This window comes from Streptococcus parasanguinis (assembly GCF_016648925.1).
GTDB lineage: Bacteria > Bacillota > Bacilli > Lactobacillales > Streptococcaceae > Streptococcus.
Window position 1 is genome coordinate 1 of sequence record NZ_JACLQX010000028.1, and the last position, 24,192, is coordinate 24,192.

Annotated in this window: 24 protein-coding genes and 1 other RNA gene; 2 read left to right on the forward strand and 23 right to left on the reverse strand. The window is 43.2% G+C overall.

All coding sequences use genetic code 11. The annotated features are described in order from the left end of the window. Positions 1–87 precede the first annotated feature (87 nt). The 18 genes from H7T97_RS08950 to H7T97_RS09035 all read right to left on the reverse strand — a co-directional run bounded on the left by H7T97_RS08950 (position 88) and on the right by H7T97_RS09035 (position 17,439). Positions 88–765, reverse strand: coding sequence for a rhomboid family intramembrane serine protease (locus H7T97_RS08950; protein WP_201090100.1), 678 nt, complete (start codon positions 763–765; stop codon positions 88–90). Beyond that, a complete protein-coding gene (locus tag H7T97_RS08955; protein WP_201090101.1) occupies positions 749–1,288 on the reverse strand; it encodes a 5-formyltetrahydrofolate cyclo-ligase in 540 nt (179 codons plus the stop codon). The genes H7T97_RS08950 and H7T97_RS08955 overlap by 17 nt, the downstream gene beginning before the upstream one ends. Positions 1,289–1,396: 108 nt before the next feature. Continuing rightward, positions 1,397–2,530, reverse strand: a complete 1,134-nt coding sequence (locus tag H7T97_RS08960) for an N-acetyldiaminopimelate deacetylase (RefSeq protein WP_201090102.1) — start codon at positions 2,528–2,530, stop codon at positions 1,397–1,399. A gap of 53 nt (positions 2,531–2,583) precedes the next feature. Continuing rightward, positions 2,584–3,282 (reverse strand): 2,3,4,5-tetrahydropyridine-2,6-dicarboxylate N-acetyltransferase, encoded by a 699-nt coding sequence (gene dapD / locus H7T97_RS08965; protein ID WP_201090103.1) that lies wholly within the window; start codon positions 3,280–3,282, stop codon positions 2,584–2,586. Positions 3,283–3,347: 65 nt separating this feature from the next. Continuing rightward, on the reverse strand, positions 3,348–4,589 hold the full coding sequence (locus tag H7T97_RS08970) for a hypothetical protein (RefSeq protein ID WP_049498612.1): 1,242 nt from the start codon (positions 4,587–4,589) through the stop codon (positions 3,348–3,350). A 38-nt stretch (positions 4,590–4,627) separates the two neighbouring features. After that, entirely contained in the window at positions 4,628–5,533 is a 906-nt protein-coding gene (locus H7T97_RS08975) for a hypothetical protein (RefSeq protein WP_049498611.1), read from the reverse strand. A gap of 14 nt (positions 5,534–5,547) precedes the next feature. Beyond that, positions 5,548–6,237, reverse strand: coding sequence for a hypothetical protein (locus H7T97_RS08980; protein ID WP_201090104.1), 690 nt, complete (start codon positions 6,235–6,237; stop codon positions 5,548–5,550). A gap of 5 nt (positions 6,238–6,242) precedes the next feature. Continuing rightward, positions 6,243–6,950, reverse strand: coding sequence for a hypothetical protein (locus tag H7T97_RS08985; protein ID WP_049514409.1), 708 nt, complete (start codon positions 6,948–6,950; stop codon positions 6,243–6,245). Between the two features lie 107 nt (positions 6,951–7,057). Then, on the reverse strand, positions 7,058–8,146 hold the full coding sequence (locus tag H7T97_RS08990) for a hypothetical protein (RefSeq protein WP_195423767.1): 1,089 nt from the start codon (positions 8,144–8,146) through the stop codon (positions 7,058–7,060). A gap of 118 nt (positions 8,147–8,264) precedes the next feature. After that, on the reverse strand, positions 8,265–9,152 hold the full coding sequence (locus H7T97_RS08995; protein ID WP_256263405.1) for an LPXTG cell wall anchor domain-containing protein: 888 nt from the start codon (positions 9,150–9,152) through the stop codon (positions 8,265–8,267). Positions 9,153–9,438: 286 nt separating this feature from the next. Next, complete coding sequence (locus H7T97_RS09000; RefSeq protein ID WP_049471947.1) at positions 9,439–10,332, reverse strand: hypothetical protein; 894 nt, start codon at positions 10,330–10,332, stop codon at positions 9,439–9,441. A 126-nt stretch (positions 10,333–10,458) separates the two neighbouring features. Beyond that, positions 10,459–11,808, reverse strand: coding sequence for a glucose-6-phosphate isomerase (locus H7T97_RS09005; RefSeq protein ID WP_049471948.1), 1,350 nt, complete (start codon positions 11,806–11,808; stop codon positions 10,459–10,461). 419 nt (positions 11,809–12,227) lie between these two features. Beyond that, positions 12,228–12,323, reverse strand: an RNA gene (gene ffs, locus H7T97_RS09010) — signal recognition particle sRNA small type. 38 nt (positions 12,324–12,361) lie between these two features. Beyond that, positions 12,362–12,871: a tRNA adenosine(34) deaminase TadA gene (tadA, locus tag H7T97_RS09015; protein ID WP_201090105.1), complete on the reverse strand. Its 510-nt coding sequence runs from the start codon at positions 12,869–12,871 to the stop codon at positions 12,362–12,364. Between the two features lie 302 nt (positions 12,872–13,173). Then, on the reverse strand, positions 13,174–14,751 hold the full coding sequence (locus tag H7T97_RS09020; RefSeq protein WP_003016812.1) for an ATP-binding cassette domain-containing protein: 1,578 nt from the start codon (positions 14,749–14,751) through the stop codon (positions 13,174–13,176). Positions 14,752–14,895: 144 nt separating this feature from the next. After that, positions 14,896–15,174: a hypothetical protein gene (locus H7T97_RS09025; RefSeq protein ID WP_003009004.1), complete on the reverse strand. Its 279-nt coding sequence runs from the start codon at positions 15,172–15,174 to the stop codon at positions 14,896–14,898. A 118-nt stretch (positions 15,175–15,292) separates the two neighbouring features. After that, positions 15,293–15,937 carry an HAD family hydrolase gene (locus tag H7T97_RS09030; protein WP_023919807.1) on the reverse strand — a complete coding sequence of 215 codons (645 nt, stop codon included), beginning with the start codon at positions 15,935–15,937 and terminating at the stop codon, positions 15,293–15,295. 209 nt (positions 15,938–16,146) lie between these two features. Next, positions 16,147–17,439, reverse strand: a complete 1,293-nt coding sequence (locus H7T97_RS09035; protein WP_023919809.1) for an adenylosuccinate synthase — start codon at positions 17,437–17,439, stop codon at positions 16,147–16,149. 319 nt (positions 17,440–17,758) lie between these two features. Between H7T97_RS09035 and hslO the strand changes: the two genes are divergently transcribed. Both hslO and dusB read left to right on the forward strand, forming a co-directional pair. Then, on the forward strand, positions 17,759–18,631 hold the full coding sequence (gene hslO / locus H7T97_RS09040; RefSeq protein WP_014714025.1) for an Hsp33 family molecular chaperone HslO: 873 nt from the start codon (positions 17,759–17,761) through the stop codon (positions 18,629–18,631). Continuing rightward, positions 18,618–19,595: a tRNA dihydrouridine synthase DusB gene (dusB, locus tag H7T97_RS09045; RefSeq protein ID WP_003012894.1), complete on the forward strand. Its 978-nt coding sequence runs from the start codon at positions 18,618–18,620 to the stop codon at positions 19,593–19,595. Before hslO ends, dusB begins: the two co-directional genes overlap by 14 nt. Before the next feature lie 37 nt (positions 19,596–19,632). Here dusB and H7T97_RS09050 read toward each other — a convergent pair whose 3' ends face one another. The 5 genes from H7T97_RS09050 to H7T97_RS09070 all read right to left on the reverse strand — a co-directional run bounded on the left by H7T97_RS09050 (position 19,633) and on the right by H7T97_RS09070 (position 23,962). After that, on the reverse strand, positions 19,633–20,319 hold the full coding sequence (locus tag H7T97_RS09050) for a YoaK family protein (RefSeq protein ID WP_201090106.1): 687 nt from the start codon (positions 20,317–20,319) through the stop codon (positions 19,633–19,635). 129 nt (positions 20,320–20,448) lie between these two features. After that, a complete protein-coding gene (locus tag H7T97_RS09055; protein ID WP_070661534.1) occupies positions 20,449–21,225 on the reverse strand; it encodes an NUDIX domain-containing protein in 777 nt (258 codons plus the stop codon). Continuing rightward, on the reverse strand, positions 21,226–22,008 hold the full coding sequence (gene pnuC / locus H7T97_RS09060; RefSeq protein WP_201090107.1) for a nicotinamide riboside transporter PnuC: 783 nt from the start codon (positions 22,006–22,008) through the stop codon (positions 21,226–21,228). A gap of 10 nt (positions 22,009–22,018) precedes the next feature. After that, complete coding sequence (locus tag H7T97_RS09065) at positions 22,019–23,080, reverse strand: AAA family ATPase (protein ID WP_023919820.1); 1,062 nt, start codon at positions 23,078–23,080, stop codon at positions 22,019–22,021. Between the two features lie 165 nt (positions 23,081–23,245). Beyond that, positions 23,246–23,962: a hypothetical protein gene (locus H7T97_RS09070; protein WP_201090108.1), complete on the reverse strand. Its 717-nt coding sequence runs from the start codon at positions 23,960–23,962 to the stop codon at positions 23,246–23,248. Positions 23,963–24,192: the final 230 nt, after the last annotated feature.

The following is a 24,192-nucleotide window of genomic DNA, read 5'->3' on the forward strand; positions in this document are numbered from 1 at the left end:
CAGCGTAGTAGAGCCCACTCAACCACTGCGTCTTGCTCGACAATCCAAAAACAATTAAGAGGCTAGGACTTTTGTCCTAGCCTCTTCTTAAAATAGATTCAAGATTTTACCTAAGAAATAAAGCAAAAGTAAGAGATAAGATAGGGCTGCACTCATCTGATAGGTTCGGTTCATAAAGCGAGCTTCCCCTCTTACTGGAAAGACATAAGCCAACATCACCCCAGCTACTAAGCCACCGATGTGCCCCGCCATACTGATTCTTGGCATGAAGCTAAAGATCAAATTGACAACAATCAAGCTGGTATAGGACTGACTCAAGTGGCGAATATAGGGACTTTGAACAATAAAGCGCAGAGCACCAATGGTCCCAAACAGTCCAAAGAGGGCTGTAGAAGCTCCTGCTGCAATCACATCCGGCGTAAAAATAGCAACAAAGACATTACCCATCATGCCTGATAAGAGATAGAGAGCTAAGAAAGCCTTAGATCCAAAGAGATCCTCTGCCAAACGTCCCAAGTAATAGAGGGTGATCATATTGAGCACAAAATGTTCTAGGCCGATGTGAACAAAGGTAGCTGTCACGATTCGCCATAACTGGCTAGGATCGACTTTCACAACCTCTCCAATAATCCCACCACTATAGTAAATAGCAGCACCTGTTTGGTAGTCGCCTCCAAATCGGATAAACATGGAAAGAAAGACTGCCGTTGTGACGAGCAACAAGAGACTGGTCACAGGATAACGACGATCAAAGAGTAACTTCATAGACTAGTACCTCCTGAACTGCCTGATCAAAAACCTCTGGCTGGAACTCCTTCTGCTGAATGGAATAAATCGTACTTACCGTTTTTCCAGTAAAATCTTCCAAATAACGATCATAATAGCCACCACCATAGCCAATTCGGTAGCCTTTTGACTGGAAGACCACGCCTGGTACATGGATCAGGTCAATCTCTGACTGATCCACAAGATTTCCTTTTTCATTGGGCTCCAACAAACCAAAGCGTGTCTTTTCCAAAATGTCAGGATCGTATTCCACAAATTCCATTCGCCCTTGTGGGTAGGTACGGGGAACACAGACGCGTTTCCCAAATTGAAGAGCTGCTTGGATCAAGCCAGCTGTGGAAACTTCATGGTCAAAAGACAGATAGGTCGCAAGGGTCTTTGCCTCCTGAAAAGCTGGTAGCTCCAAGAGGCGCTGAGTCAGCTCTTCATCTGCTTGAGTTTTCACGGATTCTGGCAACTGTTTCATGGCTGCAATGGTTTCTTTTCGTAGTGTTTTCTTCATGCCTACTCCTTTTGTCTAGCTTTTATTGTATCATTTTTTAGGAAAGATCCGAACAGTTTTTATACAACAAAGAAAAAATCCAACTCCAGACGGAGTTGAATCAATCCATTATTGGTTAGCCTTCATTTTCAAAAATTTACCAATGTTTTCCACAGCAAAGGGAAGGGCGGCCTCATTGGGGCTCATCTTTGGATGGTGCAAGGCATAAGGGGTATCAATCCCCAACCAGAACATGACACCGGGGACCTTGCTCAAGAGAAAGCCGAAGTCTTCTCCTGTCATCGCAGGCAGAATATCAATCAGGTTCACGTCTTCCTCAGCTGTGAAAAAGTCCATGAGTTCTTTGGCCAATTCTGGTTGGTTTTCCACAGGCAGGTAGCCTCCTTGCTTGAGTTCCAGGTCCAATTTCACATCAAAGGCTGCTGCAACTCCTTCTGCAATGGCTTTGACCCGTTTTTGAGTCAAAAGATTCATCTCCATGGTCAAGGTCCGAATGGTCCCATGAAGGAAGGCTGTCTCAGCGATCACATTATTGGTTGTCCCTGCATGCATGGAACCAAAGGTCACCACAGCCCCTTCAATCGGATCGACATTTCGACTCACGACCGATTGGACTTGGGTAATGAAGTAAGAGGCCGCTACAAGAGCGTCATTGGCCTCATGTGGAAAGGCCGCATGCCCTCCCTTTCCTGTAAAGGTGATCTTGACTTCACAGGTCCCCGCAAAAAGGGTACCCGTATTGGTCGCAATGTCCCCCACCTTCAAATCAGGGCGCACATGCAGACCATAAAATTCATCAGGGAGCCAGTCGCCAAAAGCATTGTCCTTATACATGAGCATCCCACCAGCTTCGTTTTCTTCAGCTGGTTGGAAGAGAAAGAGCAGGTTATTTTTTGGTTGTACTTGGACCAGTTGATCCAAAAGTCCAAGGGCTGTCGTCATGTGCATATCGTGACCACAAGCATGCATCCGTCCTTCGTGCTTAGAGACAAAATCAAGGCCCGTTTGTTCCACAATCGGTAAGCCATCGATATCCGTCCGCCAGCCGATCGTTTTTTCAGGTGCAGCCCCATGGAGATAAACCAGGATCCCGGTCCGCCAAGTCCGTTGCTCTACAAAGTCCTTGCCCGCTGTGATCTCTGCGATTCGCTCTAAGAGGTAGGCTTGGGTTTCAAATTCTTCCAAGCCAATTTCAGGGATTTGGTGCAAATCCCGTCTGATTTTGATTAAATCCAATGTCATCGTCGTCTTCTTTCTATTAGAATAGAGGCCTTGCGGCCTCTACCATTCATATCTTACAAATTACGCAAGGCGTCTTCGAGTGCTGTTTTTTGTTGTGTTTTTTCGTCGATTTCCTTGATGATGCGAGCTGGGACACCAGCTACGACCACATTTTCAGGAACATCTTGAGTAACGATAGCTCCAGCGGCAACAACTGAACCGTTCCCTACTTGAACCCCTTCAATCACAACTGCATTGGCACCGACCAAGACATTGTCACCGATCCGAACAGGCCCAGCAGAAGCTGGCTCAATGACACCCGCAAGAACGGCACCTGCACCGATGTGGCTGTTTTTACCAACTGTTGCACGACCACCAAGGATAGCCCCCATATCAATCATAGTTCCTGCACCGATTTCAGCACCAATATTAATGACAGCCCCCATCATCACGACAGCATTGTCTTCGATGGTCACTTGGTCACGGATAATAGCACCTGGTTCGATACGCGCATTTAGATAGCGCTTATCCAGCAAGGGAACAGCTGAATTACGACCATCTTGTTCGACCACATAATCCTTGTTCTCTGTCAAGTTGGCAAGAAGGGGCTCGATATCTTTCCAGTCACCGAACAAAACATTGCCAAGCTTGGTAACAGAAGCAGGAACAGCTGTTGCCAATTCCCCTTCAAAGGTTACTTTCACATTTGTTTTCTTTTCTGCATTTCCAATAAAAGCGATAATTTCTTGAGCAGACATTTTTTGTGCAGTCATGAGATTCTCCATTCATTTCAATTAAAGGTATCCATATTATACCACAAACCCAAAGAGATGAACACCTAAGGCGACGTGGTTGTAGCCTGATCCTCCAGGCCTGTCATTTCACTGATGGTGCGATTGCTTCCAAAGTGAATAATGACTGAGTGCGAATCAGAAAGTTTATAGTAAAAGATTAAGAAGGACTCTGAACTCATCATACTCGACCAAGAAACACGGCTAGGAATTCCGACTGTATTCACAAGATCTGCATAGCTGGTTCCTATTTTAATATTGGCAAAATCCTCTCTATTCAAACTGCCATTTTTATTGGCTAATCGCTCACTGTTTAAGTTCTCAAAATTAAGAGAAGATAGACGGCTACTAATCATATTTGAAAGCAAAACAGATACAGAAGAAGGGGATCCTTCAACCTCATAATCCAAGCTTGTCATGAAAGGACCGACACTACCCTCTTGGTAGGTTTCTTCCCCACTACTAGCCTTGCCCAGTACAGCTACCACATCCTGCGGAGACAGATAAGTTGAAGAGGTACGACCTTGATCCCCCTCACTTAAACCAGGAATCAGGGAAATCGCCTTCTCATAGGTCACTTGAAACTGAAATTCACCTTCCGGTGCAATCAAGGTACTCGTACCACTCTTCAAGGTTTCCTTTCTGGTTCCATAAGACCGGCCAGGACTTCCGTATTCACTAGTAGTAGAAGAAGGATGTTCCTCACTATGGATACCTCCTGAAGCTAGATAGGCAAATAATCCCAGCATGGCCAATAATCCAAAAAAGGCTGCCAGCGAAGACCCTCCACTATTAGAGGAAGGAGAGTAGGTTTTCGCCCTATCCGATTGGGAGTCTAGTACCGTTTGTCTTGGTTCTGAATGCCTGCCTCCCCCTATTGAAGCCAGGTCAGCTTCTGAAATCAAGCGGCTCCCACCCTGGTGCTCTACTTTTTTCTCAGCTGAAGGAGACTGCCCTATTGTATCTTGTGCTGGTGTTTCTGACCTTTCTTCTTCTGTTAGTGGTGTAGCAAGAACGACCTGAGCTGATTCGTCTTCAGGTGTAGCAAATGAGCCTTCCTTTGGATCATACGATTCCTCCTTCACACCAATCGCTGGTTCGTCTTTTCGTTCCTCTTCTTGTTTCACCTCTTCCTGAAAAGCAGGGACTTCTACCACTTCTGGCTCTTTTGCGAGCGTATCTTCTAGCTTCTCAGGACTTCCTTTTTCTAAGGGTGCTTCTTTCGGCTGGCCTTTCGAAAACCGACTCTGGTGCTCATTTCGTAGATGCGACCAGTCTTTATTTCCCATTGTCCTCTCCTTTTATTTAAAATGCTTCGGCTGATTTTTTACTGTGCTGTAGATGTAGAGGAAGCTGGTGTGGTCGCTACCTCTTTCGATTTGATATCCTTTATGGTTTGCCGGCTATCAAAATGGATTTGAACCGTTTGAGAATCCGATAATCGATAGGTAAAGGAAGGCGCTTCCCCGTAACCTAAAAGCCCAGATACATATATTTCATCCGGAATCCCTACCGTATTGAGTAGGTCTAAATAAGGCATTCCGACCTTGATAGTGGCAAAATCGTCCTTCATCAAGCTCCCATTCTTATTCGCAAATCGGTCACTTTTTAAGTGTTTCAAACTTAAAAGAGAGATCCTGTAAAAGGCACCTGTTTTTTCAAGAAGAACCTTCCCATCTGCATCCTTTGATTGGTAATCTAAGGTCAACAAAAAGGGACTAGAACTGCTACCACTATAGGTTGCTTCCCCACTCCTCGCTTTACCTAATGCTGCAACGACATCTTGTGGGTCTACCGTCCCAAAAGAGGTCTTTTTTTCTTCCACTGCAAAATTAGGAATGAGAGACATAGCCTTTTCATAGGTTGGCTGAAATTGAAATTCATTAGCTGAGGCGATATAAGAACTATTTTCACTGGTCAGATATTCCGTTCTGATACCATCACGTGATAAACCATTGATCCCCTCACTCGAAGAAGATGAAGAAGAGCTTTTATTAACTTCGTTTTGAAGCACAAACACAAAAGCCATAAACAAGGCGAACCACCCAAAAAATCGCAAAAGCGAACCAATCCCCTCTTTTGAGGAAGAAGGGGAAGACTCCATCGTATCTGAATGGCTTCTAGTATCCTGATGATTGTCCATCCCTATTGAAGCCAGATCGGCTTCTGAAATCAAGCGGCTTCCACCCTGGTGAGAGGAAGCTGCCTTGATGTCTGTCCGTTGATCGTCCAATGATGTCTCCTTTCTTATACCAACACCAATTTCTTGGCTTTTTTCTTGAATTCCATCACCACTTCTGGCTGCCCTGGCACCTGGTAAGTCGCGCGATAGCCCATTCCGCCATCTGGCATTTCCCCCCAGACCAAGCGTTGAGGATTTCCTAGTTGCTTAATGAGCTGGGCGAATTCTGTACCTTTTTTCTCTTTTTCAGTAGTGATTTCTTTCTCACTGCTTGTCTTCTCTTTTGCGTCCAACAAATTCGTCGCATCCACTGTCGTCAAGCGATACCCCTGGTCTTTTTCCTGTTCAAACCACAAGGTTACACTTTTCTTGCCCTGATCGGTTTGCTTAGCTGCATAAGTCAAGACAAGAACGGTTTTTTCTCCTTGAGCTGTCTTTGTATACTTAACTTTTTGGGCTTTTCCCCATTCCGTCACAACTGTTTCCAAGCGGGTTCCTGGTTGCTGACTCTGCTTGAGACGAACTTTTAAATTCGCCACAGCTTCGATGGTCCATTTAAACTGTTTGATTTCTTGTTCCTTGCTGACCAAATTCTTGTAATCCTTTGGCTGGAAATGAGTCAGTGTTTGGTCCTCCTTGGTATCGGTTCCCTGCTCCTGCACCTGGATGCTTGCAATCGCAAGTAACAATCCTAAAACAAAACACAAAAACAGCAGCAAGAGCTCTTTTCGATTCTTTTTCATCCACTCGATCATCTGCTTCACCCCTTCTTCGTCAAACGATACTGACCACTATGGTCACGTTCAAAGGTTAAAGAGACCAGTCCATCTGTCACCTGATAAGACAGGGCTAGGACTTGCTTGTCCTTTTCAGAGGTCAAACTAAGAGAATTGGGAAGACCTGATTTTTTCAAGACATCTTCTACTGCTGTCCCCTTTTCCTTTTTTCCATCTAGTGTCTGATAGCCTGTAAAATCTGCCAGTTTTAAGTTCTTTTTGCTCTGATAGTGAGCCGACTTGGGCGCAAAGCCTTGAATCGAGCTCAAATAAAAGGTATCATCCTGCTTTTGAAATTCTATGGTATAAGGATGAATCCCCTGCACAGGAGTCCCATAGCCTAGCTGGACTTGCGTTCCAAAAGTCGTATCTTCTTGTGTAAAACTCGCTGCTTTTCCAATTTTTTTGACGAATGCAGATAAAGTCACCCAATTTTTTTGTGTCTTTCCTTCTCCCCTTGCAAGGTCCAATGACAACAAGTCTTCTAAAGCCGGCTCTTTGGAAGAAGACGCAACAAATTGCTGGCTGTCTTCTTGCATGCGAGACAAACTCAACAAGCGATCTTTGGGCAAGGTTTTCACTGGATGAATCATAAACACCAAGCAAACACCAACCATAAAAGCCAGCAAAGCACTTGCAGCTTTTTGGAGGATCCGCTTATGATGTTCTATCCACTGTTTCATTTCTTCCATCCTTCATGCTCTTTCTATTCAAACTCTTTCTATTGTATAGAAAATTAGCGTATTTGTCTCGTCTTATCCCAAAAAAGAGGCGCTTGCCTCTTTCTTGTCTGATCCTTTTAGTAGCTGTCTTTACTGCTCAAGAGAAAATCTCCATTTTCTTGGCGAATAAAGGTCAAATCTACATAGTCCCCGTTTTTCTTTTGGAAGTCCATGACCAATTCTATCTCGTCTGAATCATCAGATGAACTCACCGTCAGATTGACTGCATCACCGTATTTTTCTAAAAGCTCTTTGTAAGAGGTTCCTCCAGCACCGGTCTCACTATTTCCAACTTTGAATCCATCTGCAAAGTTGTCCTCAACCGTAAGATTTTTCCCAAATTGATTAAATTCAAATTTGACAAGCTGGAATTCTTTCCCTTTCTTAGAGTAAGTCGCTTTGACCTCTTTATTATAAGAGTTATCATCCCAAAATAATTTCAATTCTCCACTTTCAAATTGAACGGAGCTAGCTTTCCCATAAGCTTCAATCATTTCCTCAGGAGTCTCCCCAGCATCACTTCCTGTTAAAAACTGAAGTTGCTCGATATCAGACTGTTTCCAGCTAAAATCAACTTCCGCGTCTTCTGCGGTCAATTGATCCAAATCGATATTGGAAGACGAACCAGACTGGTTACCTGACCAAGAAGTCTGCTTTCTAGATGATGACGTGCTAGGGCTAGCATGACCAATCAAATAACCACTGACTCCACCGATAAGAAGCCCAACTAAAATCCCAAGGGCAAAACGAATCGCCTTCTTGTCTGCAGTATCCATCGGTCTTCCAACAGGAGAAAGAGGAGCTTGTGGAATAGGTGTCTCAGGAACAGGCACTGTTTGCGGACCAATTGGTTCAGCTGCCATGTTTTGAGGAGCTTGAGGCGCAGGCTGGAATGGAGGAGTCGGTTGGGGAGCGGCAACTACATCCGGATGTTCTCCAACAGTCACTTCATCCACCTTTGGAAGCTCCACTGCTTCTGACATAGCTAGCTTGTCTGCCTCTTCTTTCATTGCTTCCGTCTCCGTCACTGAAAGACCACTAGCTTCTGGAACGACCAAGTCTTCGGCTTCTTCTTTTGGGACAAAGGCTGGCGCAGCCACATCAAATTGAGGCGCACCCTCTACGGGAGTATGTTTCATAAATTGTTCTTGATCTTTCTCGGACATTTCGAATTCTCCTTTTTATTCTTCTCTTCTACTATAACATAAAACCAAGCAAGGACCAACTCCTGTCTTGATGGACTAAAAAAGATCGGAGAGATATCCGACCTTTTAGATGCTTATCTTAAAATTTCTTGCGAAGGGAGACAATAGCAATTCCTGCAAGTGAGAGCAAGCCCAATGTTGCCAAAACGACACCTGTTTCTTGACCTGTTTTTGGCAATAAACGGCCAACTACAGATTTGCTTGAGTCGCTTGAATTTGAGGAAGAACTAGAAGAAGAGCTTGAGCTCGATGAAGAAGTTGAACTTGAGGAACTTGAAGATGAGCTGCTTGAAGATGAGCTCGATGAGCTACTTGAGCTTGAAGACGAACTACTTGAGCTACTTGAACTAGAAGATGAGCTACTTGAGCTTGAAGATGGGCTTGTTGTACTTGGTGAAGTGGATCCTCCTGTCTCAGAACCGTTATAGCCTGCAATGAAATTACGATAAATTGGGTTTGAACTTTCAAGTGAATCCACCATCAAGCGTCCTGATCCATCGTAAGCAAGGGACACTGTTACTTCCCCTTCTCCATTATCCAACTGTTTAAAACGACCATCATCCTTTGTGGTTTGACGAATGTAGAGTTTAACAGTCCCAGAATTTAGTCCAGAGAGATCCACATCATCAAATGCGATGGTCCCATCTGCTGTATTTTGCCCTTTAGCAACGGTCTCTTCTTCGCCACCTTCAGATTTGTAGATCAATGCAAATTGGTAGGCTCCTGCATCATGCGCACTTTCTTTCTTGCCTTCACGCGCTCCCACTACATCGACACGACCTGTTTTCAATTTCAAAGAAAGCTGATTCGATTCGAAACCTTCATATGTTGGTTTTTGAACAAGGTCTAGCTGACCATTTTTGTACTCATAAACCGCAGCTTTTGTATTCGCAGAAACTGGGTGAGCAACAGCCATTCCACCAAGCATAGATGAAAGTAACAAGAATTTAGCCAATTTCTTTTTCATGATTTTCATTCCTTTTTCAATTATTTTCATTCGTCTTTCATTTTATAATATGAAACAACAAATGACAACTTTTATATTCAAATAACTTTTTATATTAAAGGATTTGAGTATAAAATCCGTGCCTGTAGCTATTGTCTAGCTAGAAACCCTGTATCATCAGTATTTTAGAAATGAGTTTAGCAAATGATCAAGAATAATAACTAGTTAGTGTTTATATAATTGAATCTTAAGGGAAAAATTATGAAATTATTTTACAAGTAAAAAAACGACCTCTTGAGAGATCGTTTTATCCAGATGTTGCTACATTTTCAAGTCGGTATTCCCCTTGCTGATTCTTTTTAAATGATAAGGTTATTTTTCTTTGATCTGTTGTAAAGTATAGAATATATATATAACTATTTTCCCCTTCATACAGGTTGTTACTGTAACTATTCTTAGGAATTCCAAACTGACTTATAGCCTCCATTAACCCAATCCCTTCCTGGCCACTTTTAGGTAAATAAGAACGATATTCTTCTAAAGTTTTATTCGCCATGCCCGCTTGAGCTTTAGTCACTTCAAGATAGACACGCTCAACACGACTTTTTCCTTCAAACTCATTAATAACAATTTTGAAAAAACCCTGTTGGTCAGAAAGCTTATAATAAAAGGTTACTCGTTCTTTCCCCGAGGAATTATAATCAAGTAAACCTGCAAACGCCTTTCCATATTTCTCAATTACTTCTGAAGATGTTATCGTTGGCTTCTTTGTAGCATCCATTAACTCAAAAACTTCATCAACTGAAAAAGCTCTTACTTGAGATGGATCAACCCACTCAGAATTTTCTTTTTTTAATATATATCCAATTTTTTTATTCTCACTTTTGCTTGCTTGAGTATTTGAAGGGCTGGTAGAAGATTTCTTATTTTGATATCTTTCCGAAGATCTTATGATCTTATTTACAGGTTTATGAACGACTGTTTTTTTATAATACCAGACTCCTATCAGAAAAAATACGAATACAACGATCACTGAAAAGAGTACTCGGATTATGTTACGTGAAATCCGAAATCCTATTTGTTTCTTTTGATCTTCAAAAATCGCTCCTTGAGGTCCTTCATCCGAAAATGCACTCGGAAAAGAGTACAGATTCCCATGATTCTTAGACCATTCACGTTGTACTTTTCTTCCTCTTGACATGTCGTACTCCTTAACTTTATTATCTTACCCTACTATAGCATAAATCACCTGAAGGCGCCAATTCATCACTAAATGGGGAAATAGACACAAAAAAACGACCTCTTTCGAGATCGTTTTGTCTGTCGATTAAAGGCGAGCGTTGAGTTCTGCTCCAAGTTCTTCAAATCCTGGTTTACCAAGAAGGGCAAACATGTTTTTCTTGTATGCTTCAACACCTGGTTGGTCAAATGGGTTGATGGCGTTCAAGTAACCTGAAAGGGCGATGGCCAATTCGAAGAAGTAGATTGTGTAGCCAAGAGTGAAAGCATCTTGCTCAGGAAGAGTTACGTACATGTTTGGTACGTCACCGTCAGTGTGGGCAAGAAGAACACCGTCAGTTGCTTTTTTGTTAACGAAGTCAACATCTTTTCCTTGAAGGTATCCAAGTCCATCAAGATCTTCTTCCAAAGTAGGGATGATCACGTTCTTACGTGGTTTGTCCACACGGACAACTGTTTCAAACATGATACGAGTTCCCTCTTGGATAAATTGACCCAATGAGTGCAAGTCTGTTGAGAAGTTAGCTGAAGTTGGGTAAATACCTTTTTGGTCTTTCCCTTCTGACTCACCAGCCAATTGTTTCCACCATTCTGAGAAGTATTGAAGAGATGGCTCGTAGTTTACCAAGATTTCAGTTGCATATCCTTTACGGTAAAGGATGTTACGAACTGCTGCGTATTGGTAAGCTTCGTTTTCAGCAAGTTTGTCTGAAGTGTAGTCTTTACGGGCAGCGTTAGCACCTTCCATAAGTGCTTTGATGTCAGCACCTGATGCAGCGATTGGAAGCAAGCCAACTGCTGTCAATACTGAGAAACGTCCACCGATGTCGTCTGGAACCACAAATGTTTCCCAACCGTTCGCATCTGCTTCAACCTTAACAGCACCTTTTTGGCGGTCAGTAGTTGCGTAGATCCGTTTGTTAGCTTCTTCTTGACCGTATTTCTTCACCAAGAGTTCTTTGAAGACACGGAAAGCGATGGCTGGTTCAGTTGTTGTACCTGATTTAGAAATCACGTTGACTGAGAAGTCTTTATCTGCAACGTACTCTACCAAGTCAGCAAGGTAAGTAGATGAGATTGAGTTTCCAGCGTAAAGGATTTGTGGAGCTTTGCGTTCTTCTTTTGTTTGCAAGTTAGCAAAGTGGTGGTTCAAGAAGTCGATAGCTGCTTTGGCACCAAGGTAAGATCCACCGATACCGATCACAACCAAGACATCGCTATCTGATTTGATTTGCTCAGCAGCTTTCAAGATGCGGTCAAATTCTTCGCGATCATAATTTTCAGGAAGGTCCAACCATCCTAGGAAGTCGCTACCAGCACCTGTTCCTTTGCGGATCAATTCGTCTGCTGCAGTTACTTGTGCTTGCATGTATTCCACTTCATGTGGGGCAACAAATTTATCTAAAACTTTTGAGTAGTCAAATTTAATATGAGACATGTTATTCCTCCAAATTTTGTTCTTCTCTATGATATCGCTTTACACGGATTTAATCAAGGGAAACCAATCTATAAAACGTTTTCATTTGCTAATTTTTTTATTTTCACAAATCAAGCAACGACGCAATAGCAATCGTTTGCATATTTGCACTATTTTTGGCTAGAAAATCAAAAAAGAAGCTTCTCACGAAACTCTATTTTTTCTCTTTTATTCTTTGAATAAGAAAGTCATTTCTACATGACTCTGGTGAGTGATAGCCCTCACGTTGCTTCGCTCCTCAGGGTCAATATCTCTAAGCTCGGTTGCGCCTTACAGGCTTACCTCACTAAGAGCATTAATTGGTTTACAGCTTTTTCCCTAGCGGGAAAAACTGCATCCATTGCTCTAGGATTCATCTACGCCTTGCAGGCTCGATTCATCAAGAGCAATAGAAAAGAGCACACAGTTCACTTCGCTTAGGGCTGCTGGATTCCTCCCCTGACCCGCTTCACGCAGAACTGTTGCTCCGATAGGTATTATATCATAATTTGTTCGATTTGCAAAGGTCCGGTTTTTATTCTTGTGTTTCGGCCTTGGCTGCGAGCTTGGCTTGTTTTTTTCGTTCTCGGCCTTGGCGGAAGAAGGTCTGCATGATGGCTGCACATTCTGCTTCCAAGATTCCTGTTTCTACTTCTACCCGGTGGTTGAGACGTTCATCTGTCAAAATGTCGTAGAGACTCCCTGCTCCACCGAACTTCTGATTGGTCGCACCGTAAATCACCTGGGGAATCCGGGCTAGTCCAATGGCACCACTACACATAACACAGGGTTCAATGGTCACAAAAAGAGTCGTATCCAGCAAACGCCAGCTCTCTTCATGCTGATTGGCTTCTTCAATCGCCATCACCTCCGCATGCATGACCGCTCGTTGCAATTCCTCTCGTGCGTTGTGGCCACGTCCAATGATCTCACCGTCTTTGACAATGACACAGCCAATCGGTATTTCCTCATGGGCCAAGGCAATCTCCGCCTCCTTCAGGGCTTCCCTCATAAACATCGCTTTTTCCTCTATCGTGTAGTCCATCTCTTCCTTCTTCCTTTTAGTTTCTTTGTTCATTATACCATAGGCAGCTTACGACTCACAAAAAAAGCCGCCGATTGGGCGACTCTTATGGGAGATTATTATGAAAAAGTTTAGGAGGTTTAAACAAAGTTAGGAGGTCTTTGTTTATGCTTCTAGTATAGCTGGCCTATCTTAAATAAAGCTTAAGTTCTCTGAGTATTGATGATTTTGGAAATATCACCACTTAGAATCTCAAAAATATCTGACAAATTGCTGGCTTACTACTATCCGCTTTGTCGCAGAACCAACTATTGTGGCATCGCTCATCCTTTACGTAACTCAAGGATTTGGTCATAGCGCTCTTCTTCATCAATATGATGGGCTATTTCTAGTACCGTGATCGGCAAAGAAAAGATTAGGTCTCTAACCAGACGACTATTTTTTTCGTCCAAAGCTGATGTCACTTCGTCCGCTAATAAAATATCCTTCTCGCGTAAGAGAAAACGAGCTAACTCTAATCTGACACGCTGACCTCCTGAAATGTTTTCACCATTATTATGAATTTCTACATTCAAAATATCCTGAAATTCATCTATTAAGCCAACTCGGTCCAATACCTCCAATAATTCATGGTCCTGAAAAGGCTGACCAAAAGTTAGATTATAGCGGATAGTATCGTTAAACAGGAAGGGATGCTGGCTAATTAAACCGATATTCCCTTGGAAATGACTCGTTATTTGATTTCCATCATACTGAACGAAAATGTCACCCTCATCACATACTTCTTCTCCTAAAATCAAGCGAAAAAGAGTCGTCTTTCCAGACCCGCTCGGTCCTTTGATTAAGACCTTCTGACCTACTGAAATCGTCGCCGTCAAATCAGAAAAAAGCTGACGTTCAGCAAAACTTTTTGAAATATGATTTAAGCGCAACGATTCGAGATTTTCAACAAATTGATCCTTTGTCTCTTCGAAATCAGGTTCTTCCTCGATAATCTTAAACAGGCGGTTCGCAGTCGGCAAGGCACCTTGGAGATTGGCTGCACTGTACATCAGAGTTTGGATCGGTTCTACCAGCATCCCCGCAGCAACATACATAGAGATGAGGCTTGTAATAGAAATAGAATTTCCCTGTAAACTCAAATAAAAGCCTAAAGCAAGAGGAACAACCTGACTAAAAAAGACCATAAATCCATTAAAGAAAAAAATAATATTATGTGTGAAACAAAATCTTTGGATGGCTTTTTGATATTCTCCGTTTAAATCATTCACGCGCTCTTCATTCAGCCTCATGGCCTGATTAATCCGTAAGGTTTGGCTGCCTTGCATACTATCCGAGACAAGCCCATGTAATTTCGTTCTAAGCTTGGACCAGCTGTCTCCCGAATCTTGTAAACGACGATTCATGATGAACTGAGGAATAGGTCTCATAATCGTAAAAATGACAAAAATAAGTCCTAAGAGAAAATTTTGTGAAACAATATAAATGGCTGTAACAAGGGCGACAAATCCCCAACTCACCATAACATTTATATTTTCCAAATAATTATCGCCCACATATTCCATATCTTGAGTTAGCAGACTAACTTTTTCATCATTGGAAAATTTAGGATTCAATATGACTTTCTTAAATAAAAGGGCACGGACACTTTTGTTGATTTCTCTTCGGAATATATTGTGCGAATAGTTTGAAAACAGCATCAGACTATAAATAACAAGATAGACAGACAAACCAAATAAAACAAAATTGAGAATTTTTCCATAAGAAAGGCCGTCTTGATCTAACTTCAAGGCCTTCGTTAAAATCAGAGGTTGCGCCAACACCAAACCACTATTCACAATACGCCCTAAAAAAATAGGAAAAAGATACTTCTTATCAATGTACTTATAAATATTTCTCATAATTATCATCCATCAAAATAGAGGGCTAGCACAACCCTCTTCTCTAATTTATTTAAAATCGTGATTATTTACAATCACAATTATAGTTAAATACTCTAGGTTTAGCATTCATTTTGTCATCGAATTTGTTATTCACTTTAACCTTCACCGAAAATTACAATCTCCATGTGTCAAAATTGTTAGTTCCAATAATTCAGCATCTGTATCGCTTATTTTAGATAGATACTTTTCGACCTCATACTCACCCTCACTTAAATATTTATTTTTATCAAGATAAGCATGAAACTCTTTCCTAATCACATCATTGCTGTCGACTACTCTATTCAATTCATTCGTAAGAAAAAATGAATGATTGGTTTTAGTATTAAAATACAACGTACCATCATCAGTACTATATTTTAATATATATCGTGACAAATTCATATTATCACCTCTTAATCTGTGTGACTTAACCTACAGTAAGTATACACCGATAGAAATATTAAATAAAGCAATATTCAGCAGATTAGAAAAGTTCCAACTTTTAATATTTTGGAAAAGGTTATCCTATAAAAGCTGCAATTTCGCCAACTTCTTGAGCAATATAGGTGGCGCCGGCTTCTTCCAATTCTTCCCTGCTTCCAAAGCCATAAAGGACACCGATAGAATCAAGCTTTTGCGCTTGAGCGCCAAGCACATCGTGCTCCCTGTCTCCAATCATGATGGTATGCGCCAAATCTGTAATCCCATTTTGCTCCAAGGCATACTGGATAACATCGCTTTTTTTACTACGTTTTCTATCCATGGTCGCACCAGCGACAAAGTCAAAATAATCATACAAACCAAAGTGTTTGAGAATTTGAATGGAAAATTCTTCAGGCTTTGACGTAGCTACAATCAACTGTTTGCCAGCCTGCTTGAGAGAAGCCAGCAAGTCAGGAACGCCTAGATAGACCTCATTTTCATAAAGGTCTTTTTCGGAAAAATACTCATGATAGTAGTCAATGGCCTTTAAACATTCTTCCTTAGAAAATCCATAAAAGCGCTCAAAAGACTCCTGCAAGGGCGGACCGATGAAAACTCTCAATGCTTTCTTGTCTGGCACTTGAATCCCATATTTTCCTAAGGCATAGGCCACCGAGTTGGTAATCCCTAGTTCTGAATTGGTCAAGGTGCCGTCTAGGTCAAATAAAATCGTTTGATACATTTTTTCCTCTTTCTGCTTTCAAAAAGAGGCTGGGACAAAAGTCCTAGCCTCTCAATTGTCTTTGGATTGTCGAGCAAGACGCAGTGGTTGAGTGGGCTCTACTACGCTGATTTCATCAGCTTTTACAGCCCTACTCAACTGTGCGGAGGTGGGACGATGAAATCGAATTCTAACGAATGACCGATTTCTGTCTCACTCTCTTTTTTAAATTATTTACTTGACCAGACACTTTCAAGGATATTGGTTTGGTCACGATCTGGTCCGACTGAGAAGGTTGAAATGCGCACACCAACCAATTCACCGATCCGGCGGACATAGTTGCGGGCATTTTCTGGAAGCTCATCCAAGTGGCGCACACCGGTGATGTCTTCTGACCAACCTGGCAATTCTTCATAGATTGGTTTGCAACGTTTGAGTTGCTCCAAGCTGGCTGGATAGTGATCAATGCGTTCGCCATCTAAGTCGTAGGCCACACAGATTTTCACTGTATCCAAGCCTGATAGAACGTCGATCGAGTTCAAGCTTAGGTTAGTAATTCCTGAAACACGACGGCTGTGGCGCATAACAACGGAGTCAAACCAGCCCACCCGACGCGGACGGCCAGTCGTTGTACCGTATTCATGCCCCACTTCACGGATGCGCTCGCCCACTTCATCAAACAGCTCTGTTGGGAATGGTCCATCACCGACACGGCTAGTGTAGGCTTTACATACACCGACAACCTTGTCGATCTTGCTTGGGCCGACACCTGATCCGATGGTCACCCCACCTGCAACAGGGTTTGATGAAGTAACAAACGGATAAGTTCCTTGGTCGATATCCAGCATAACCCCTTGAGCTCCTTCGAAGAGCACGCGCTTGCCGTTATCCAAAGCATCGTTCAAGATGACAGAAGTATCGGTTACATATTGCTTGATTTGTTGACCATATTCATAGTATTCTTCGAAGATATCGTCAAATGACAGAGCCTCTGCATCATAGAGTTTGGTAAATTGACGGTTCTTTTCTTCCAAGTTGATGCGAAGACGTTCCGCAAAGACGTCGCGGTCCAAAAGGTCCGCAATCCGGATTCCCACACGCGCAGCCTTGTCCATGTAGGCTGGTCCAATCCCTTTGATGGTCGTTCCGATTTTGTTGTCGCCTTTAGACTCTTCTTGGAGACGGTCCAATTCGATATGGTAAGGAAGGATGACATGGGCACGGTCAGAGATGCGAAGGCTGTCCGTTGATACTCCTTCTTCATGGAGATAAGCCAACTCTTTGACCAATGATTTAGGGTTGACCACCACGCCGTTTCCGATGACAGAGATCTTTTCAGGGAAGAAGATACCAGAAGGAATCAAGTGCAACTTGAACTTTTTGCCGTCGATTACGATGGTGTGTCCGGCATTGTCCCCACCTTGATAGCGAGCAATGACTTCTGCATTGGCTGATAGGAAGTCTGTAATCTTCCCTTTTCCTTCATCACCCCATTGGGTTCCTACTACAACAACTGATGTCATAATTCTTTTTCATATACCATAGATAGTTCCCTATCTATGCCTTTCTTCAAACTAGGGGCAGGAGTCTCACCTGCAAGTTTGTCTTACACTCTATTATAAGCAATTTTTGATGTTTTTTCAAGATCCACTCAGCTATCGTTTATTTTTCTCCTTCCTTTTTAAACTAACTTCTCTATGAAACTCGTCTTTTACTTGGAAATTGCTTCTTTCTAGAAATAACGTTCGGAATTTTCTTTTCTTCTTGCCCTACTTCTGAAACGACTGATTTTCGGAATTCTCCTTGTCCCCACTTTGCTTGATTTGTGCTAAAATAGTAGGTATGGACAAAATTATTAAAACTATCTCAGAAAGCGGCGCTTTTCGTGCCTATGTACTAGACAGTACAGAAACCGTACGAACAGCCCAAGAAAAACATCATACACAAGCTAGCTCCACGGTCGCACTTGGCCGTACCCTCATTGCCAGTCAAATCTTAGCAGCAAACGAGAAAGGAGATACTAAAATTACGGTCAAGGTCCTTGGGACTAGCTCACTCGGAGCCATCATCACCGTGGCAGATACCAAGGGAAATGTTAAGGGCTACGTGCAAAATCCTGGAGTGGATATCAAGAAGACGGCAACTGGTGAAGTCCTGGTGGGACCATTTGTCGGAAACGGAGAATTCCTGGTCATCACTGACTATGGTACGGGAAATCCTTATAACTCCATGACCCCTCTTGTCACCGGTGAAATCGGAGAAGACCTGGCCTTTTATCTGACGGAAAGCCAACAAACACCTTCTGCAGTTGGACTCAATGTCCTTTTGGATGACGAAGACAAGGTCAAGGTGGCTGGTGGTTTCTTGCTCCAGGTTTTGCCAAATGCCAAGGAAGAAGAAATCGCACGCTTTGAAAAACGCATCCAAGAAATGCCTGCCATCTCCACACTTTTGGAATCTGAAGACCACATTGAAGCTCTTCTTGCCGCTATCTATGGGGATGAACCTTTCAAACGCCTCTCTGAAGAAGAACTTCGCTTCCAGTGCGACTGCAGCCGTGAGCGTTTCTTGAACGCTTTAGCAAGTCTGCCAGCTAGTGATCTGAAAGAGATGAAAGATGAAGATCACGGTGCAGAGATTACCTGCCAATTCTGCCAAACACACTACCACTTTGACGAAAATGACTTGGAGGAACTCATTCGTGACAAATCTTAATACGCCATTTATGATCGGGGATGTCGAAATCCCTAACCGTACTGTCCTAGCCCCAATGGCCGGAGTGACCAACTCAGCTTTCCGGACCATTGCCAAAGAACTGGGAGCAGGACTCGTTGTGATGGAAATGGTCTCTGACAAGGGAATCCAGTACAACAATGAAAAGACGCTTCACATGCTCCATATCGATGAAGGAGAAAATCCTGTATCGATCCAACTCTTTGGAAGTGACGAAGATAGCCTAGCTCGCGCAGCTGAATTTATCCAAGAAAATACCAAGACCGATATCGTCGATATCAACATGGGTTGCCCGGTGAATAAAATCGTCAAGAACGAGGCTGGTGCCATGTGGCTCAAGGACCCAGACAAGATCTACTCCATCATCAATAAGGTTCAATCCGTCCTTGATATCCCCCTCACTGTTAAAATGCGGACGGGTTGGTCGGATCCTTCTCTAGCAGTTGAGAATGCCCTCGCTGCTGAAGCCGCAGGTGTCTCTGCCCTCGCTATGCATGGACGAACTCGGGAGCAAATGTATACGGGTCATGCAGATCTTGAGACCCTTCACAAGGTTGCACAAGCCCTGACTAAGATTCCATTTATCGCAAACGGAGATATCCGTACAGTTCAAGACGCCAAACAACGGATCGAAGAAGTCGGTGCTGATGCTGTTATGATTGGTCGCGCTGCCATGGGCAATCCTTATCTCTTCAATCAAATCAACCACTACTTTGAAACAGGAGAAATCCTGCCTGATTTGACTTTTGAAGACAAGATGAAGATCGCTTACGAACACTTGAAACGCTTGATCGATCTCAAAGGTGAGCACATTGCCGTTCGTGAATTCCGTGGCCTCGCTCCTCACTACCTCCGTGGTACATCAGGTGCAGCCAAACTCCGTGGCGCCATCTCCCAAGCTAGCACTCTGGCTGAGATTGAAGAACTCTTACAATTAAAAGCATAGAAACACAAAAAACAGGACCTCATGTGAGGTCCTGTTTTTATAGATTATCTGTTTGCAGGCCGAGTTGTTTGACTCTGGCGGTGTAGTAAGTCATGATCAAAAAGAGGTTGGCTGTGATCAGCCAGATGGCCCATTGGTGAATGAAATGCATGAGGATGGCTACGCTAATAGCTCCTGCAACAAAGCTTCCAACAACAATCCCGTAATTCATGGCCTGACGCCGATACTCGTCCAAATCTCCCTTTCCTCGAGTGATTCGGTACAAGGCCGTCAGCATCTTGCGGTAATTTCCGGAAGTCATAAAGATCACGTAAGGATGGGTTTCAATCAAGCTTCCTGTAAAGGTCAACATCATCATCCCTGTTCCAAAAGCAATAAAGGGGACTTCGATGGGCGGTATAACAGATACCAAGGGAATTAGAAGCGTCACCACAAATAAAGGAAGCAACATCTTGGTCCGCCAAAAGGCTGTCTTGCGATATTCTTTGATATGGAGGGCAACCAGAAAGCCGATCGAGAAAAATATAATAGATGAAAAACGCATGATGGTATTTTCAACACGAGGATCGTGCCAATCAGCGATAAGGAGTAAGAGGTTCCCAGTTTGTGTTGCGACCAAACTCCGGTAGTGCATGTGGCAAAAGACATCGAGACCTCCTCCGATAAAACCAAGCAGAGCCCCCATCAGTCGTGTATTTTGTGGTAAAATTATTTTTTCTTCCATAGTCTTGTCCCTTGTGGTTTCAATTATTTTTATTATACCACTTTGCACACAAGTGGAGCAGGAAAAATCAGAAAAAGCCCTTCCGTTACTATAAGTAAGGGAGGGCTGGTAGAATGAACCCCGCTCGATCTACTGTTTCAGGCGATAGGTCTTGCGTGGTTTTTTCTTAGGTACCCGCTTGACACCCACTTCTTCCACGAATTCTCCGAATTTTACGAGGAAGTTATTGCTAACGATGGGACGTCCTGGATTGATCAAATTGACCAATTCGGTTGCTTCATAAACGGTGAAAGGCTCCTCTAACAGATAGAGGAAGGTTGGATTCCAGTCGAGACGTCCCTGAATCCGCTTGATCGATTCTTGAATAATCTGGTAGTGGTCAAAAGCAAAATCAGAAGCAGTTAAAACCTTTCCCTCTAGCAAGCACTGGGACTTTTTGAAGTCGACATCGAGAAAAACAACTTCCTTGGCATCGTCACCTGCATGGGCTAAGTCTACTGCTTCTGCCGGCAGATAGACCAGATGGGCGATGGTAATGACCCAGCCTCTGGGGTCCCGCCCAGGGGTGGAAACTGTCATGAGCTGCTCCACCTTATTCACTGGCAGATCGAGCCCAACTTCTTCTTTGACTTCTCGGATACAGGCATGAGTCGCATCTTCATCCTTGTTCACAAAGCCCCCCACCAAGGCGAGGCGGTGTTGATAAGGGTGGGCCTTGCGGCGAATGGCTAAGAGCTTGAGCTGTCCATCAACAAAACAGTAAGCCACCATGTCCGCTGTGACACTTGGAGTTTCATAAGTTGGCAGATCTTGCTCCTTGTACCACTTGAGAAAGTCTGCTTCACTAGCGACCGTCTCAAAATACTCTTTCTCCGTCATTCCTGCTGGAATCGAGAGACTTGCCATCTAAACCACCTCCTTCTTGAGGGCTTTGGTCCATTGGTACCAGCCTACTAAACTATTGAGCGTGTAAACCCAGTACATCCCTTGAATGTGAAGACTCTGATCCCACCAGAGATAGATACTAAAGACGTTGGTCGCAATCCAGAAGATCCATTGCTCCCGGTAAAGGCGGGTCATTAGGAGCTGGCCGACCCCATTGGTCGCATCGGTGATACTATCGCGGAAAGGGCGAGCGCTATGGATGCTCTGATACGCAAAGCCCATACCGATCCAAATCACAGCACACAAGGCCAAGTAGCGCATCCACTCAATTAAGTTCAATTTCTTGGCTTCAAAGTGAGATTCTTCGACCTTACCTTGATCATTGATCCGATTAGAGAGCCAAACATAGAGACCGATCGGTTGCATGATGAAGAAATAAAGAGTTGTCAGAACTTCCCCGTAGAAGTTCTTATTGAGGGCTAAAACGAGGTAGATCGCTGAATTCACTGCTCCAAAAAGGTAGTTACTAGCACGCCCTTCTGCAACTAGGATGACGCAGACAATGCCTGTCCAAGAGGCAAACAGTCCCAGCCAATCATGCTGTCCTGTCCGATTGGTCCATTCTAAGAAGAAGGGAACGCTGGAAAGAAGCAGGAGATAGATCCATTGAAAGGCTGTACGTCCCACAAAAAGGTCCTTCCACAGGAGTTTCATAATATTGACAAAGCCTTGTTTTTTCGCTTCTTGGTGAACATTTCTAAAGTCTTGGCTAAAAGTTGCGAATTTTTCAGATAGTTTTTTCATAAGCTGCTCCTTAGTCGGCTTGGTAGATAGCATCGATCACCTTCTTGGCTTCTTCGTAGTTGCCGAGGTAGTCTGATGCGAGGAAAGTAGTCGGAATGTTTCCTAGGTATTGCTGGCGCAATTGGTCCAGGTAATTTGAAAAGCTGGTGCGGATCTCTTCGTCAGCCATGGTCATGTCTCGGAAGCCATCATTGACATAAGAGCCGATCGGCTGTACAAAGAGGATCAAATCCCATTTTTCTTTGGAGAGAATACTGACAAAGAGGTTGTCGAAGGTATCGGTCATGCTGGTATCCTGGCCTTCGACTTCCATGTAGTAGTCGTAATAACCCTTGGTTACCAGGGAATTGGTATCGGCGATGACAAGGCCTCGATTGGCACTACTATCGATGAGCTTAGAGGTTTGATCATACTGTCCTAAGAGTAGGTAATAGTAATCTTTTGGCGTGAGCTCATCATCTCGAACATTGTTCTTAATCTGGTATTCACGGGCATACTCTAGACTAACAGGTGCATCGTAAAAGCGGGCTAAGTCCTTTGCAAGGGTCGTTTTCCCGTTGCTGGCGCTCCCCATGATCAAGACTTTTTTCGTGAACTGGCGACGGAAGGGCTGAGCGATGTATTTCCAGTATTTGCTTGGATTTTCCCGGATCATGGTAGCAGAGATCCCGAAGCGACGCTCTTCTAAGTGAACTTCAAACCCTCTAGCTTCCAACTCTTCCTTATAGGCTTTCTCCCCTACATAAAAGATCAACTCTTCTGTCTCTGTTTGATACTGGATGGTGTCAAGGGCTGTTTGTAACCAAGGCTCCCAGCCCAAGGGATAACGAGGAAGTTCTGTTTCATCTAGCTTATAGACTTGGGTCAACTCATCATTAGAGAAGGCTTCGCGGATATAACGGAAGCGTTTTTGTAAAGTCAACCCGACTTCTTCGCCACGATCCCCTTCATAACCAGATACGATGACACGAACGCGATCACACTGACGCTTGGCCCGCTGGATCAGGTCAATATGCCCTTGATGAAGAGGCGCAAAGGTTCCAAAAACCAGGGCAATTCTTTCTTTTTTCATATGAACTCCTTTTTATAATTTTTTATAAATATGTTTTCTTTATGTTTTTATTATAAACTATATTTTCTATCTGTCAATAGTTTTTTTATAAAAAAATATATTTTTCTTCAAATCAACAAAAAAAGATCTGAAAAGAGAAGCTTCTCCTTTCAGATCTTTCGAATTTTATTCACGAGTGAGGGAGTGGCTGACACCGTCTTTCAGAACCGTCACACTAGATACAGAGCCATCTTTTCCAACTACGATATCTAGACTCGCTGCAGACCCATCGCCTGCTGAGAGATTAGCATGGTAATGACCATCATCCAAGGTATAGTTATAAGCGCTGATACCATAGGCTACGGGTTGGCCACCAGGCAGTTGGATGGTCACTTGACCACCTTGGCCAATAGTGACTCCAGTATCACGTTTGTCAGACCAATTTCCAGCTGCTGCAGAGAAATCCCCTGCTGCTACAGAATAGACTCCCTTGTATTGGGCATTCTCCGTAGCAGAAGCTTGCTTCTTAGCATGGGCATGACCGTCTTCTAGACTTGGCAATTTTGCTTTCGCTGGTGTTGCTGGAGTAGCTGCTTCTTTTGTTACGGGTGCTGCTGGTGTCGCTTCTTTAGCTGGAGCAGGTGTTTGACTAGCTGCAGCTTGGTTATTTTTGCTACCAACAGTATGACTTTCTTCTGATTTGCTATCAGAGGATGAAGAGGCAATCGGATCTTTACTAGTGATCACTTTTTTCTTAGAAGAAGAACTTGTTTGTTTAACCAGACTGGTCTTTGAACTGCTTGCTTCTGAAGTTTTTTCTTCTTTATTCCCGCCACAAGCTCCTAGGAAAAGACTAGCTGTAAGAGCTAGAGCTGCTAGGAAAATGATTTTTTTGTTTTTCATAACAGAACCTCTTTTGTAACATTTGTAATATTTTGTAACATTATTGTAACACTGTTATATGAGGCTGTCAATAGTTTCTCAAATATTTTTCTAATTAGAAAGAAGTTTTAAATAAGCTCCTAAACTTTAGCAAAAAAGAGGCTGGAACAAAAGTCCTAGCCTCTCAATTATTTTTGGATTGTCGAGCAAGACGCAGTGGTTGAGTGGGCTCTACTACGCTGACTTCATCA